This is a genomic window from Streptomyces sp. AN091965, from assembly GCF_022698285.1.
In the GTDB taxonomy this organism is placed as follows: domain Bacteria; phylum Actinomycetota; class Actinomycetes; order Streptomycetales; family Streptomycetaceae; genus Streptomyces.
The window spans coordinates 6,379,874-6,394,826 of record NZ_JALDMY010000001.1 but is presented as its reverse complement, the minus strand read 5'-3'; the positions used below and the strand labels follow the sequence as shown (position 1 = coordinate 6,394,826).

At 69.9% G+C, this 14,953-nt stretch carries 13 protein-coding genes and 1 riboswitch; of the genes, 9 read left to right on the top strand and 4 right to left on the bottom strand.

Features of this window, described 5'->3' with window-relative positions; all coding sequences use genetic code 11:
• Positions 1-2 precede the first annotated feature (2 nt).
• The 3 genes from MQV74_RS27300 to MQV74_RS27290 form a co-directional block, all read right to left on the bottom strand.
• On the bottom strand, positions 3-833 hold the full coding sequence (locus tag MQV74_RS27300) for a carbohydrate ABC transporter permease (protein ID WP_242722766.1): 831 nt from the start codon (positions 831-833) through the stop codon (positions 3-5).
• Complete coding sequence (locus MQV74_RS27295; protein ID WP_242722763.1) at positions 830-1,810, bottom strand: carbohydrate ABC transporter permease; 981 nt, start codon at positions 1,808-1,810, stop codon at positions 830-832. The genes MQV74_RS27300 and MQV74_RS27295 overlap by 4 nt, the downstream gene beginning before the upstream one ends.
• 106 nt (positions 1,811-1,916) lie before the next feature.
• Entirely contained in the window at positions 1,917-3,191 is a 1,275-nt protein-coding gene (locus MQV74_RS27290) for an extracellular solute-binding protein (protein WP_242722760.1), read from the bottom strand.
• Positions 3,192-3,534: 343 nt separating this feature from the next.
• Here MQV74_RS27290 and MQV74_RS27285 point away from each other — a divergent pair, with 343 nt between their 5' ends.
• The 8 genes from MQV74_RS27285 to MQV74_RS27250 all read left to right on the top strand — a co-directional run bounded on the left by MQV74_RS27285 (position 3,535) and on the right by MQV74_RS27250 (position 13,726).
• Positions 3,535-4,368, top strand: coding sequence for a GntR family transcriptional regulator (locus MQV74_RS27285; protein WP_242722756.1), 834 nt, complete (start codon positions 3,535-3,537; stop codon positions 4,366-4,368).
• A 265-nt stretch (positions 4,369-4,633) separates the two neighbouring features.
• Complete coding sequence (locus MQV74_RS27280) at positions 4,634-6,775, top strand: carbon starvation CstA family protein (protein WP_242722753.1); 2,142 nt, start codon at positions 4,634-4,636, stop codon at positions 6,773-6,775.
• The gene (locus tag MQV74_RS27275) at positions 6,772-6,972 is read left to right on the top strand and encodes a YbdD/YjiX family protein (RefSeq protein ID WP_030683345.1); all 201 of its coding nucleotides are present in this window, start codon (positions 6,772-6,774) and stop codon (positions 6,970-6,972) included. The genes MQV74_RS27280 and MQV74_RS27275 overlap by 4 nt, the downstream gene beginning before the upstream one ends.
• 120 nt (positions 6,973-7,092) lie before the next feature.
• The gene (locus MQV74_RS27270) at positions 7,093-7,380 is read left to right on the top strand and encodes a DUF3311 domain-containing protein (RefSeq protein WP_242722750.1); all 288 of its coding nucleotides are present in this window, start codon (positions 7,093-7,095) and stop codon (positions 7,378-7,380) included.
• Positions 7,377-8,996 carry a monocarboxylate uptake permease MctP gene (mctP, locus tag MQV74_RS27265; RefSeq protein ID WP_242722747.1) on the top strand — a complete coding sequence of 540 codons (1,620 nt, stop codon included), beginning with the start codon at positions 7,377-7,379 and terminating at the stop codon, positions 8,994-8,996. Before MQV74_RS27270 ends, mctP begins: the two co-directional genes overlap by 4 nt.
• A gap of 68 nt (positions 8,997-9,064) precedes the next feature.
• Positions 9,065-9,700, top strand: a complete 636-nt coding sequence (locus tag MQV74_RS27260) for a hypothetical protein (protein WP_242722744.1) — start codon at positions 9,065-9,067, stop codon at positions 9,698-9,700.
• A gap of 332 nt (positions 9,701-10,032) precedes the next feature.
• A riboswitch (adenosylcobalamin-variant (AdoCbl-variant) riboswitch) is annotated at positions 10,033-10,131 on the top strand.
• A gap of 146 nt (positions 10,132-10,277) precedes the next feature.
• The gene (locus MQV74_RS27255) at positions 10,278-12,689 is read left to right on the top strand and encodes a ribonucleoside-diphosphate reductase subunit alpha (protein WP_242722741.1); all 2,412 of its coding nucleotides are present in this window, start codon (positions 10,278-10,280) and stop codon (positions 12,687-12,689) included.
• Positions 12,689-13,726 (top strand): ribonucleotide-diphosphate reductase subunit beta, encoded by a 1,038-nt coding sequence (locus MQV74_RS27250; RefSeq protein WP_242722738.1) that lies wholly within the window; start codon positions 12,689-12,691, stop codon positions 13,724-13,726. The genes MQV74_RS27255 and MQV74_RS27250 overlap by 1 nt, the downstream gene beginning before the upstream one ends.
• Here the strand turns inward: MQV74_RS27250 and MQV74_RS27245 are convergent.
• Complete coding sequence (locus MQV74_RS27245) at positions 13,639-13,869, bottom strand: hypothetical protein (RefSeq protein ID WP_138961705.1); 231 nt, start codon at positions 13,867-13,869, stop codon at positions 13,639-13,641. The genes MQV74_RS27250 and MQV74_RS27245 overlap by 88 nt on opposite strands.
• Before the next feature lie 93 nt (positions 13,870-13,962).
• Between MQV74_RS27245 and MQV74_RS27240 the strand changes: the two genes are divergently transcribed.
• A complete protein-coding gene (locus MQV74_RS27240) occupies positions 13,963-14,934 on the top strand; it encodes a GlxA family transcriptional regulator (protein ID WP_242722735.1) in 972 nt (323 codons plus the stop codon).
• The last annotated feature ends 19 nt before the right edge of the window (positions 14,935-14,953 follow it).

The following is a 14,953-nucleotide window of genomic DNA, read 5'->3' as shown; positions in this document are numbered from 1 at the left end:
CGTTATCCCTTCACGGCACCGTCGGTGAGACCGGCGACGGCGCGCCGCTGGAGGAAGACGAAGAGGAGCAGGATCGGGATGGCGAAGATCGAGGACGCGGCCATGGTGGCACCCCAGTCGTCGCCGTAGACGGTCTGGAAGCTCGACAGCCACGTCGGCAGCGTCTTGGACTCCGGGTCCTTGTTGACCAGGAGGGCGATGGGGAACTCGTTCCAGGCGGTGATGAAGCCGAAGAGCGAGGTGGACATCAGGCCGGGGGCGAGCAGCGGCAGGATGACGCGCCGGAAGGCCTGCATGCGGGTGCAGCCGTCGACCATCGCCGACTCCTCCAGCTCCTTGGGCACGGCGGCGACGAAGCCGCGCAGCGTGAGGATCGTGAAGGGCAGGATCATCACCATGTAGAAGAGCGTCAGCGGCACCAGGCTGTTCAGCATCTCGGCGTCGCGCACGATCATGTAGATCGAGATGACCATGACTTCCCAGGGCGCCATCTGGGCCAGCATGAAGCCGATGATGAAGCCCCGGCGGCCCTTGAACCGCATGCGGGCGAGCGCGAAGGCCGACAGCAGGGCGATGGCGAGGGAGAAGACCACCGCGAGGACGGTGACGGTCACCGAGTTCCTGACCATCTGCCAGAAGTGGTCGGCGTCGACGGCCGTCTTGAAGTGCTCGAAGGTGAAGTCGAAGGGGATCCAGACCGGGTCCTCGCTGATGATGTCGCCGGTGGGCTTGAAGGCCGTGGCGAACATCCAGTAGACGGGGAAGACCAGGCCGATGAAGAGGACGACGGCGACGACGTTGGGCCAGGTGCGGCCGAACCAGGAGCGCTTCACGCGTCCTCCTCTTGCTTGAGCACGATGCGCAGGTGGTACGCGGTCAGGAAGAGCATGATGATGATCGTCAGCATGGCGATGGCGGAGCCCATGCCGTAGTGCTGGTTGCCCGAGCCCTCGATGTAGGCGTACACGGGCAGGATCTCCGTGAGCCGGTCGGGGCCGCCCCCGTTGATGGTGTAGACCTGCACGAGGGCCTTGAAGACCCAGATGACCTCGAGGAACGTCGTGGCGTAGAGGAAGGGCCGCAGGAACGGCAGGGTCACCGAGGTGAACTGCTTCCAGGCGCCCGCGCCGTCGAGCGACGCGGCCTCGTAGAGCTCCTTGGGGATGGTCGTGGTGGCGGCGTACAGGTTGATCGCCACGAAGGGGATCGACATCCACACGATCAGCGTGATGATCACGAAGAAGGTGGAGTACTGGCCGCCGAACCAGTCGTAGTCGGCCATGGAGCTGAAGCCGATCTTGGCGAGCACCCAGTTGACGACGCCGAAGCGCTGCGCGAACAGCCACTGGTAGACGACGGTGCCCGCGACGACGGGCATGGCCCAGGCGAGGACGAGGCCGAACAGGAGCAGCCGTCGCATCTTGGTGCCGAGCTTGGCGAGCAGCAGTCCGATCAGGGTGCCGAGCGCCATGATGAGGACGACGTTGACGGCGGTGAAGACGATCGACCGCCCGGTGACGCGCCAGAAGTCCTCGCTCTTGAGGACCTCCTTGTAGTTGTCGATGCCGTTCCACTCGGTGAGATGCAGGATGACCTGTCTCATGTTGAGGTTCTGGAACGACAGGATCCCGTTGTTCACCAGCGGCCAGCCGAGGAACAGCAGGGTCGCCACGAGCGCGGGAAGCAGCAGCAGATAGGGCGCGAGGGCCCCGGCCCTGGCCCGGGGCGTGCGCGGGGCCCCGGTGCGCCCGCCGCCCGACTTCACTACCTCCGGCGGGCCGGAGGGCGGCCGTTCGGTCTGTACGGTCATGCTCGCCATCTCTCTCATCGGCACGTCACACAGGAATGCGCCGGGGGCGGCGAGGTGGGGGCCGCGGGCACGACCCTGGTGTCACCGCCCCCGGCGGGGCGCTTCCTTACTGCTTCTGCGCCAGGCGCTTGTTGAACTCGCCCTCGACCTTCTTCGCGGCGTCGGCGGGCGATTCGCCGTTCATGACCGCGGTCAGGTAGCTCTTGATCGGGTTGGGCTCGTTCTCCACGGCGGCCCACTCCGGGATCAGCGGGGTGATGCCACCGCCGGCGGCGGCCGGAGCCATGGCCTCGGCGGCCGGGTTGCCCTTGAGGTTGGACTCCAGGGCCTGCTTGTTCGGGATCACGCCGCCTTCCTTGGCGAGCGCGCCCTCGAACTTGTCGGACAGGGCGATCTTCAGGAACTCCTTGGCGAGCTCCTGCTTCTTGCTGGTGGCGGCGACGGCGAGGTTGGAGCCGCCGAGGAAGACGCCCTCGGGCTTGTCGGCCGCGGCGCCCGGGATCGTGAAGTAACCGATGTCCTTCTCGATCTTCTTGTTGGCCTTGATGGCCGTGGCGGCCTCCCAGCTCATGCCGATGAAGGCGCCGGTCTTGCCCTTGGCGAAGACCTCGGCCTGCTGCGGGGTCGCCTCGTCCTTGTTCTTCGGCGCCTTGGACAGGGCCTGGAACTTCTTGTAGGTCTCCGCGGCCTTGGCGACCTTCGGGTCGGCCAGGTTGGAGACGTACTTGTCGCCGTCCTTCTTGACCAGCTCGCCGCCCTCGCCGATGACGAGGCCCACGAAGTGGTACCAGTTCTGGCCCGGCAGGTAGATCGGCTCCGCGTCGGTCTTGTCGCCGATCTTCTTCAGGTCGGCGTAGAACTCGTCACGGGTCTTGGGCGTCTTCTTGATGCCCGCGTCGGCCCAGACCTTCTTGTTGTAGAGCACGACGCGGTTCAGCACGAACCACGGGGCGGCGTACTGCTTGCCGTCGACGACCGTGGACTTGTTGATCGAGTCGGTCCAGTCGGCGCCGAGGGACTTCTTGAGGTCGCTCAGGTCGGCGAGGCCGCCGGACTTGGCGTAGGCGGCCGTCTGGGTGTTGCCGATCTCGAAGACGTCCGGCGGGTTCTCCTCGGAGAGGGCGGCGGTCAGCTTCTGCTGGATGCCGTTCCAGTCCTGGACCTCGAGCTTGAGCTTGGCGCCCGTCTTCTTCTCGAAGGCCGCCTTGACGTCCTTCGTCCAGCCGTCCGGCGTCGAGCCGTCCATGGCCCAGAGCGTCAGCGTCTCGCCCTTGAAGCCGTCGGCCCCGGAGCCCTTGTCGTCCTTGTCGTCGCTGCCGCAGGCCGCGATCGAGACCAACATGCCCGCGACACCGATAGCCGCTATGAGCTTGCGCTTCACGTCATCCTCCTTTGGATGCCACCCAGCCAACCCCCCACCCGCAGCGACCAAGAGGACCGAAAGACTGCCCGTGGGACTGGACCTGGTCTTTAATGGTGTAGACCAGTACGGGGGAGCTTGGCCTAGACCTTTTGGGGTGTCAAGGGTGTATAAGAAGGGCAGTCGGCTCCGTTATCGGACCGACACCTGAGCGGCACGGCTCACCCCTCACGGCTTCGCTCGAACAGGGGTGACCCCCCTGGCCCGGACCGTGCCACGATGTGAGCCGCGACAGACGGAGGAGCCGGTGACGGCAGCAGCACAGGAGCCGGTGAGAGCAGCGCAGGAACGGGGAAGGCGGAGCATGGGCACAGAGGCGGGCAGTACCCGGGCCGAGGTCGGCACCTCGACGTCGGCATCCACGAGCACGGCCGCTCCCCTCCCGGTGGCGGGCGACGGCTCCGGCCCCGGCAAGTCCGTGCGCCCGGCCCGCGTACCCAAGTACTACCGCCTGAAGCGGCACTTGCTGGACATGACCGAGACCCTGCCGCCGGGCACCCCGGTGCCGCCCGAGCGCACGCTCGCCGCCGAGTTCGACACCTCGCGCACGACGGTGCGCCAGGCCCTGCAGGAGCTGGTCGTCGAGGGCCGTCTGGAGCGCATCCAGGGCAAGGGCACGTTCGTGGCCAAGCCGAAGGTGTCGCAGGCGCTCCAACTCACCTCGTACACCGAGGACATGAAGGCCCAGGGTCTGGAGCCGACCTCTCAGCTCCTGGACATCGGGTACATCACCGCCGACGACACCCTCGCCGGTCTCCTGGACATCGCCGCCGGTGGGCGGGTCCTGCGCATCGAGCGCCTGCGGCTCGCCAGCGGCGAGCCGATGGCCATCGAGACCACGCACCTGTCCGCGAAGCGCTTCCCGGCGCTCAGACGCTCGCTGGTGAAGTACACCTCGCTCTACACGGCGCTCGCCGAGGTCTACGACGTGCACCTCGCCGAGGCCGAGGAGACCATCGAGACCTCCCTCGCGACCCCGCGCGAGGCGGGCCTGCTCGGCACCGACGTGGGCCTTCCGATGCTGATGCTGTCGCGGCACTCCGTGGACGGCGGCGGGCAGCCGGTGGAGTGGGTGCGCTCGGTGTACCGGGGCGACCGGTACAAGTTCGTGGCCCGGCTCAAGCGGCCGCAGGACTGAGGCGGCACCAGCACCACCGGGCCGGGGCACGGAAGCGGGTCGCGCCCCGGCCGCACCGCGATGCGCCCCGCCCGCCGGGCCCGGGGCCCCGGCCCCAGCGCATTCCGCCCGGCCCGGGGCCGCGGCCCCACCGCGTTCCGCCCGGCCCGCCACGCCCCGCGCCCCGGGCCGCACCGCGTTTCACCCTGTCCACCCCATGGCGCAGATCACTTTCCTGCCCTACCGTCCTCCCGTCACCGCAGACACGCGACCGGGAGGACGGCCCGTGCGCACAGCGACCCCCAAGACCCTAGTCATCTGGAGCCTCGTCGCGCTGGTCGGCGCCGCGGGCTGGACCGTGCTCGCGCTCTCCCGGGACGAGGAGGTGTCGGCCGCCTGGATGGTGGCCGCCGCCCTCGGCTCGTACGCCATCGCCTACCGCTTCTACGCGAAGTTCATCGCGCACAAGGTCCTGCGCGTCGACAAGCGCAGGGCCACCCCCGCCGAACGGCTCGACAACGGCATCGACTTCCACCCGACCGACCGGCGCGTCCTGCTCGGCCACCACTTCGCGGCGATCGCGGGCGCGGGGCCCCTCGTGGGGCCCGTGCTCGCCGCCCAGATGGGGTACTTGCCCGGCACCATCTGGATCATCGCGGGGGTGATCTTCGCGGGGGCCGTGCAGGACATGGTGGTCCTGTTCTTCTCCACCCGCCGCGACGGCAAGTCGCTCGGTCAGATGGCGCGGGACGAGATCGGCCCGTTCGGCGGGGCCGCGGCGCTGCTCGCCACCTTCGCCATCATGATCATCCTGCTCGGCGTGCTCGCGCTCGTGATCGTGAACGCGCTCGCCGATTCGCCCTGGGGCACCTTCTCGATCGCGATGACGATCCCGATCGCCCTGTTCATGGGCTTCTACCTGCGGATCCTGCGGCCGGGCCGGGTCAGCGAGGTCTCGTTCATCGGCATCGGCCTGCTGCTGCTCGCGCTCGTCGCGGGCCGCTGGGTGGCGGAGTCCTCCTGGGCGGAGGCCTTCACCCTCGCCCCGTCGACGCTGGTGGTCTGGCTGGTGGCGTACGGCTTCATCGCCTCGATCCTGCCGGTGTGGATGCTGCTCGCGCCGCGCGACTACCTGTCCACGTTCATGAAGATCGGCACGATCGTGCTGCTCGCGCTCGGCGTGGTCCTCACGCTGCCGACGCTGAAGATGGACCCGGTCACCGACTTCGCCTCGCGCGGCGACGGGCCGGTCTTCGCGGGCTCGCTCTTCCCGTTCGTGTTCATCACGATCGCGTGCGGCGCGCTCTCCGGCTTCCACGCCCTGATCTCCTCCGGTACGACGCCGAAGATGATCCAGAAGGAGACCCAGGTCCGGATGATCGGCTACGGCTCCATGCTGATGGAGTCGTCCGTGGCGGTCATGGCCCTGGTCGCGGCGAGCATCATCGACCCGGGCCTGTACTTCGCGATGAACGCGCCCGCGGGCGTGGTCGGCGACACCGTCCAGGAGGCGTCCCGGGCGGTGGCGAACTTCGGGTACACCATCTCCCCCGAGGACCTGGCCCGGGCCGCCGAGAACGTCGAGGAGAGCTCGCTGCTCTCGCGCACGGGCGGCGCGCCCACCCTCGCGATCGGCGTCTCGGAGATCTTCTCCAAGGTCACCGGGGACTCGCTGCGGGCGTTCTGGTACCACTTCGCGATCATGTTTGAGGCGCTGTTCATCCTCACCGCGCTCGACGCGGGCACGCGCGTGGGCCGGTTCATGCTCCAGGACATGCTGGGCAACATCTACAAGCCCTTCAAGAACGTCAGTTGGAAGCCCGGCCTGGTGCTGACCAGCGCCGTCGTGACCGGCCTGTGGGGCTACTTCCTCTGGGTCGGCGTGCACGAGCCGCTCGGCGGCATCAACCAGCTCTTCCCGATCTTCGGCATCGCCAACCAGCTGCTCGCCGCCGTCGCCCTCGCCGTGTGCACCACGCTCCTGGTGAAGTCCGGGCGGCTCAAGTGGGCCTGGATCACCGGGGTCCCCCTGGTCTGGGACGCGACGGTGACGCTCACGGCGAGCTGGCAGAAGGTGTTCTCCGACGACCCGCGCGTGGGCTTCTTCAAGCAGCGCTCGGTCTACCAGGACGCCATCGACGACGGCAAGGTCCTGCCGCCCGCCAAGACCATGGACGACATGCACACCGTCGTCACCAACTCCACGGTGGACGGCGTCCTTTCGGCGGCCCTCGCGATCCTCGTCGTGATCGTGCTCGTGGACGCGGCCCGCGTCTGCGTCCGGCACGTCCGCGACCCGCTGTCCTCGCGCCTGAGCGAGGCGCCGTTCGTGGAGTCGAGGACCGTCGCGCCCGCCGGGCTCGTCGCCACGAAGGAGGAGAAGGCGGAGCTGGTCGCCTACGAACGCGCGCAGGCGGGCCCCTCGTGACCGGGCCGCTGCGCCGCGCGCTGCGCGCCGTCCGCTGGTACGTACGGGAGTTGACGGACGAGTCCGCGTACGAGCGGTACGTGGCGCACGTCCGCAAGGAGCATCCGGCCGCGGCGGTGCCGACCCGGCGGGCGTTCGAGCGTATGCGGACGGACCGCCAGGAGTCGGACCCGCGGCAGGGCTTCCGCTGCTGCTGAGCGCCCCGACGACCCTTCTGTGGCTCGTCCGTTATACGGACAGGGGTTCCGTAGGCCAAGACCGTCGCTTAGATTTCCCGCACGTTAAACACGGGATAAGTGAGCGAACGGAGCCGCGGTATGCCAGATGCGCCTGAAGTGCCGGTTGCGCCTGAAGTGAGACAGCCGGTGGTCACGCCGGTCCGCGTGGTCGTCGCCCTCTGTCTCGCGGCGCCCTTCGTGGCCATGCTCTGGGTGAGCTCCTACGCGAAGGCCGACCCGGCCTTCATCGGCATCCCGTTCTTCTACTGGTACCAGATGCTGTGGGTGCTGATCTCGACCGCGCTCACGATGATCGCCTACCAGCTGTGGCAGCGCGACCAGCGCGCCCGCAAGGCCGCCCGCGGCCAGGGGGGTGCGCGCTCATGAACGACGGCGTGAACGGCGTCGCGCTCGCCGTCTTCATCTTCTTCTTCCTCGCGGTCACCGTCATGGGCTTCCTCGCCGCCCGCTGGCGCCGGGCCGAGAGCGACAGCCTCGACGAATGGGGCCTCGGCGGCCGGTCGTTCGGCACCTGGGTGACGTGGTTCCTGCTCGGCGGCGACCTCTACACGGCGTACACCTTCGTGGCCGTGCCCGCGGCGATCTACGCGGCCGGCGCCGCCGGCTTCTTCGCGGTGCCGTACACCATCCTCGTCTATCCGCTGATCTTCACCTTCCTGCCCCGGCTCTGGTCGGTCTCGCACAAGCACGGCTATGTGACCACGTCCGACTTCGTGCGCGGGCGCTTCGGCTCCAAGGGGCTCTCGCTCGCGGTGGCCGTCACCGGCATCCTCGCGACGATGCCCTACATCGCGCTCCAACTCGTCGGCATCCAGGCCGTCCTGGACGTGATGGGCGTCGGCGGCGGCGACGACACCAACTGGTTCGTCAAGGACCTGCCGCTGCTCATCGCCTTCGGCGTGCTCGCCGCGTACACCTACTCCTCGGGCCTCAGGGCCCCGGCGCTGATCGCGTTCGTGAAGGACACCCTGATCTACATCGTGATCGTGGTGGCCATCATCTACATCCCGATCAAACTGGGCGGGTTCGACGACGTCTTCCACGCGGCGAGCGAGAAGTTCTCGGCGACCAACGAGGCGACCGGCAAGCCCGTCGGCGCGCTCGTGCCCGGGGACGCGGGGACCTGGACGTACGCGACCCTGGCCCTCGGCTCGGCGCTCGCGCTCTTCATGTACCCGCACTCGATCACCGCGACGCTGTCCTCGCGCAGCCGGGACGTGATCCGCCGCAACACCACCATCCTGCCGCTGTACTCGCTGATGCTGGGCCTGCTCGCGCTGCTCGGCTTCATGGCGATCGCGGCCGGGGTGAAGGTCGACAACGGGCAGCTGGCGATCCCGCAGCTGTTCGAGGACATGTTCCCCGACTGGTTCACCGGGGTGGCCTTCGCGGCCATCGGCATCGGCGCGCTCGTGCCCGCCGCCATCATGTCCATCGCGGCCGCGAACCTCTTCACCCGCAACATCTACAAGGACTTCCTCAAGCCCGACGCGACGCCCGAGCAGGAGACCAAGGTCTCCAAGCTGGTCTCGCTCCTGGTGAAGGTGGGCGCCCTCGCCTTCGTGCTCACCATGGACAAGACCGTCGCCATCAACTTCCAGCTCCTGGGCGGCATCTGGATCCTGCAGACCATGCCCGCGCTCGTCGGCGGCCTGTTCACGCGGTGGTTCCACCGGTGGGCGCTGCTCGCCGGCTGGGCGGTCGGCATGATCTACGGCACGGTGGCCGCCTACGGCGTCGCCTCGCCCACGCAGAAGCACTTCGGCGGGTCCTCCAAGGAGATCCCTGGCATCGGCGAGATCGGCTACATCGGTCTGACGGCGTTCGTCCTGAACGTGGTCGTGACGGTCGTCCTCACCTTCGCCCTGAAGGCGTTCAAGGCCCCCGAGGGCGTCGACGAGACCTCCCCCGAGGACTACACGGCGGACGCCGGTGACCGGGGCGTGGCCGTCGAGCTGCCCAAGGTGGGGGCGGGCCACTGAGCCGTGGCGGTACGGAGCGACAGGGCCGGGCGGGGCGCGGCGGCGGACGCATGCGAAAGGATGTGCGCATGAGACGTTCCCGCCGCCTCCTCCCGGCCCTGCTCCTCGCGCCGCTCGCCCTCACCGGCTGCGGCTCGGACAGCCTCGACAGCGCGGCACCGCCGGACCGCGCCGAGCTGAAGGCCCGCGCCGAGGCGGCGCAGACCGTCGTGGAACACGTCTACGTGACGGAGGCCGACGGCTTCGAGCTGGCCCGGCAGTCGGTGGGCGTGATCGGCGACTACGGCTTCCAGTCCACCTACGTACGGGACGAGGGCGGCGCACAGCTCACACTCTCCGTCGACCGGGGCACCGTCACCGACGGGAACTGCCGCACGGTCCGGCCCGTCGCCACGCGCTGCGAGAAGGACGGCAAGGGCTGGTACCGCCTGACGGGCTCCCGGCACGAGTACGTCCGCACGGAGAACGGGCTGCGCGTCCAGCTCTCCGCCGACCGCGACGCGGTGAGCCGCGAGGTGCTGCGCGCCGCCGCCGAGGCCGCCCACCGCGCCGACGACCGCGAACTCGACGCGACCCTGCCCGAGACGGCCGACCCCGAGGGCCTGCCCACGGACGGCGGCGACACGGGCCGCCCCGTGGAGCGCGGGGACCTGCCGCCGAACGGCGACGGCGCGCCGCAGGACCCGCCGGGCGCGGGCGGCTGACCCACCGGACGCGGGCGGCCGATCCGCCGAACGCGGGCTGGCGGTCCGCCGAACGCGGGCTGGCGGTCCGCCGAACGCGGGCGGGCGGTCCACCGGCGCACCGCCCGCGCCGGGCCCCGCGCGGGCCCTCCCTGCCTCGCGCCGGGCCCCGCGCCAGGCCCTCCCCACCCCGCTCCAGGCCCGGTTTCCGGCCCCCGGTCTGCCCTTTCTCCCCGGCGAGTTGACGCTCCGACGTGCTCCCGAGCGACCACACCCCGTGAGGGAACGGTCACCTCCGACACAACATCTAGGGGCGCCACCGAAACCCGGCACAAGATGTATGCTCGTCCTCGCTGTCGCCGCAGGGGAATCCGGTGGAAGTCCGGAACTGTCCCGCAACGGTGTACGTGTGCGCATTTGCGTACCCACAAAGTCCGAGGACCTGCCGACAGCGCACCCGTGCCGCCCGGCCCGGGTGCAGACGTCCGGGCCTCGTGGACATGGGCTGGTGGACGCGGCGTACGTACCGCCTCGCGCGGTCGCGCCCGTGTGCCCTCGCCCGCCTCGATGCCCAGAGCCGAGCGAGGGAGAGCACCACGTGACCATCGCGCCCGCCGAGCCCGCGTCAGCGCAGGCCGAAGCCGGTCAGCAGCACGCCGAGCAGTCCGCCCCGTCCACCGACGGGCCCGGCGCCGCCCTGCTGCGCACCCTGACCGACCTCACCGCCGACCTTCCCGACGCCGACCCCGGACGCGTCGCCGCGGCCGCGCTGCGCGGCCGCTCGGCGAAGGCCGACGAGGCGGAGTTGCGGGAGCTCGCCACCGAGGCGGCCGCCGGGCTCATCTCCGAGGACCCCGCGTACTCCCGGCTCGCCGCCCGGCTCCTGACGATCGGCATCCGCGAGGAAGCCGCCTCGCAGGGCGTCACGTCGTTCTCCGAGTCCGTCACGGTCGGCCACCGCGAGGGCCTGATCGCCGACCGCACCGCCGACTTCGCGGCCCTGCACGGCACCCGTCTGGACGGCCTCGTGGAGGCCGCGCTCGCCGACGGCGCCGACCGCCGCTTCGGCTACTTCGGCCTGCGCACGCTGCACAGCCGCTATCTGCTGCGCCACCCGATCACCCGCAAGGTCATCGAGACCCCGCAGCACTTCATGCTGCGCGTGGCCACCGGTCTCGCCGAGGACGACTCCGCGCGCGCCCTCGACGAGGTCGCCGCCCTGTACGGCCTGATGAGCCGCCTCGACTACCTGCCTTCGTCGCCGACGCTCTTCAACTCCGGCACCCGTCACCCGCAGATGTCGAGCTGCTACCTGCTCGACTCGCCGCTCGACGAGCTGGACTCGATCTACGACCGCTACCACCAGGTGGCGCGCCTGTCGAAGCACGCGGGCGGCATCGGCCTGTCGTACTCCCGCATCCGCTCGCGCGGTTCGCTGATCCGCGGTACGAACGGCCACTCCAACGGCATCGTGCCGTTCCTGAAGACGCTCGACGCCTCCGTCGCCGCCGTGAACCAGGGCGGCCGCCGCAAGGGCGCCGCCGCCGTCTACCTGGAGACCTGGCACTCCGACATCGAGGAGTTCCTGGAGCTGCGGGACAACACCGGCGAGGACGCCCGGCGCACCCACAACCTGAACCTGGCGCACTGGATCCCGGACGAGTTCATGCGCCGGGTCGCCGCCGACCAGGAGTGGTCGCTGTTCTCCCCCGCCGACGTGCCCGAGCTCGTCGACCTGTGGGGCGAGGAGTTCGACACGGCATACCGCGCGGCCGAGGCCGAGGGCCTGGCGCAGAAGACCATGCCCGCCCGCGATCTGTACGGCCGCATGATGCGCACCCTCGCGCAGACCGGCAACGGCTGGATGACCTTCAAGGACACCTCCAACCGCACCGCCAACCAGACCGCCGAGCCCGGCCACACCGTGCACTCCTCCAACCTGTGCACGGAGATCCTGGAGGTCACGGACGACGGCGAGACGGCCGTGTGCAACCTCGGCTCGGTGAACCTCGGTGCCTTCGTGGCCGACGGGGACATCGACTGGGAGCGCCTCGACGCCACCGTCCGCACCGCCGTGACGTTCCTCGACCGCGTCGTCGACATCAACTTCTACCCGACCGAGCAGGCCGGGAACTCCAACGCCAAGTGGCGCCCGGTGGGCCTCGGCGCCATGGGCCTGCAGGACGTCTTCTTCCAGCTGCGGCTGCCCTTCGACTCGGCCGAGGCCAAGGCCCTTTCCACGCGGATCGCCGAGCGGATCATGCTCGCCGCGTACGAGGCGTCCGCGGACCTCGCCGAGCGCCACGGGCCGCTGCCCGCCTGGGAGAAGACCCGCACGGCCCGCGGCGTCCTGCACCCCGACCACTACGAGACGGAGCGGGCCTGGCCCGAGCGCTGGGAGGCCCTGCGGACGCGCATCGGCAAGGTCGGCATGCGCAACTCGCTGCTCCTCGCCATCGCCCCGACGGCCACCATCGCGTCCATCGCGGGCGTCTACGAGTGCATCGAGCCGCAGGTCTCCAACCTCTTCAAGCGCGAGACGCTGTCCGGCGAGTTCCTCCAGGTGAACTCCTACCTGGTGCAGGACCTCAAGGAGCTCGGCGTCTGGGACGCGCAGACCCGTGAGGCGCTGCGTGAGTCCAACGGTTCGGTGCAGGGCTTCACCTGGGTGCCCGCCGACGTGCGGAACCTGTACCGCACGGCCTGGGAGATCCCGCAGCGCGGCCTGATCGACATGGCCGCCGCGCGCACGCCGTACCTCGACCAGTCGCAGTCCCTGAACCTGTTCCTGGAGACGCCGACCATCGGCAAGCTCTCCTCGATGTACGCCTACGCCTGGCAGCAGGGCCTCAAGACCACGTACTACCTGCGCTCGCGCCCCGCGACGCGCATCGCCCGCGCCGCCGGGGGCTCCGCCGCCGCGGCCGCCCCCGTCCCCCAGCAGGTGACCGACCCCGAGGCGATCGCCTGCTCCCTGGAAAACCCCGAGTCCTGCGAGGCCTGCCAGTAATGTCCCAGTCGGAAATGCACACCACCTCGACGGGCGAGAAGAACCTGCTCGACCCGGGCTTCGAGCTGACGCTCCGTCCGATGCGCTACCCGGACTTCTACGAGCGCTACCGGGACGCGATCAAGAACACCTGGACCGTGGAGGAGGTCGACCTCCACTCGGACGTGGCCGACCTCGCCAAGCTGACGCCCGAGGAGCAGCACCTGATCGGCCGCCTGGTCGCGTTCTTCGCGACCGGCGACTCGATCGTGGCGAACAACCTCGTGCTCACCCTCTACAAGCACATCAACTCCCCCGAGGCGCGGCTCTACCTGAGCCGGCAGCTGTTCGAGGAGGCCGTGCACGTCCAGTTCTACCTGACGCTGCTCGACACCTATCTGCCCGACCCGGAGGACCGCGCCGCCGCCTTCGCGGCCGTGGAGAACATCCCCTCCATCCGCGAGAAGGCCGAGTTCTGCTTCAAGTGGATGGACTCGGTGGAGAAGCTGGACCGCCTGGAGTCCAAGGCCGACCGCCGCCGCTTCCTGCTCAACCTGATCTGCTTCGCGGCGTGCATCGAGGGCCTGTTCTTCTACGGCGCCTTCGCCTACGTCTACTGGCTGCGCAGCCGCGGTCTGCTGCACGGCCTCGCGACCGGCACCAACTGGGTGTTCCGCGACGAGACGATGCACATGTCCTTCGCCTTCGAGGTCGTGGACACCGTCCGCAAGGAGGAGCCGGAGCTGTTCGACGACCAGCTCCAGCAGCAGGTCACGGACATGCTGAAGGAGGCGGTCGACGCCGAGCTGCAGTTCGCGCGCGACCTGTGCGGTGAGGGCCTGCCCGGCATGAACACCGAGTCGATGCGCGAGTACCTGGAGTGTGTCGCCGACCAGCGCCTGGCCCGCCTGGGCTTCGCGCCGGTGTACGGCTCCGAGAACCCGTTCTCGTTCATGGAGCTCCAGGGCGTTCAGGAGCTGACCAACTTCTTCGAGCGGCGCCCGTCCGCGTACCAGGTCGCCGTGGAGGGCTCGGTCTCCTTCGACGACGAGTTCTGATCCCGCGGCCCGGGCCCGCGCTCGGCCTCCCGCAGCTCCCGGTCGATCCGGCGGTCGTGGGCGTGGCCGATCAATGACGGCAGGGCCATGAGCAGGAAGACCCCGAGGACGGCCAGTGTGTCGAGTGCGTCGTGTGCGTTCATGACGACCACTCTCGCGCCGGCCGTCCTCCGGCGTGAGTGGCAGGACTGCCGCACACCCTCGATTTCCTGCCAGCGGCACGGCACACTGTCCTCATGTTGAGGAACGTGGCCGCCGTCGCCCTCGACGGCGTGCATCCCTTCGAACTCGGCGTCGTGTCCGAGGTGTTCGGCCTCGACCGCAGCGACGAGGGCCTTCCGGTCTACGACTTCGCGCTCGTGTCGGCCGAGGGCCCCACGCTCTCCACGCACGCCGGCTTCACCATCTCCACGCCGCACGGCCTGGACCGCCTCGAAGAGGCCGATCTCATCACCGTCCCCGCGGGCGACTCCTATGTGACGCGGGACTTCCCGCCCGCGCTGCTCGACGCCCTGCGCCGCGCCACCGAGCGCGGCACCCGGGTGCTCAGCGTCTGCACCGGCGCCTTCGTGCTCGCGGCGGCCGGGCTCCTGGACGGGCGGCGCTGCGCGGTGCACTGGCGCCACGCCGACCAGCTCATGCGCCGCTACCCGCGGGCCGTGGTAGAACCGGACGTGCTGTACGTCGACGAGGACCCGGTGATCACCTCCGCGGGCACCGCCGCGGGCATCGACGCCGCCCTGCACCTGGTCCGCAGGGAGAACGGCGCGGAGGTCGCCAACGCCATCGCCCGCCGCATGATCGTGCCGCCGCACCGCGACGGCGGCCAGGCCCAGTACATCGAGCGCCCGCTGCCGCGCGGCCGCTGCGACACCGTCGGCGAGGTCCTGGCCTGGATGGAGCGCCACCTCGACCAGGAACTCGCCGTCGACCGGCTCGCCGCCCGCGCCCACATGTCGCCGCGCACCTTCGCGCGCCGCTTCCAGCAGGAGACCGGCACCACGCCGTACCGCTGGCTGCTGCGCCAACGCCTGCTGCGTGCCCAGGAGTTGCTGGAGGCGACGGACGAGACCGTGGACACGGTCGCGTGGCGCTCCGGCTTCCCGAACGCGGCCGCGCTGCGCCACCAGTTCGTCCGCGTGCTCGGCACCACGCCGAACGCGTACCGGCGTACGTTCCGCGGGCCCGGGGCCGAACCGGCGGCCTGACGCGCGTGCCCGCACCGGC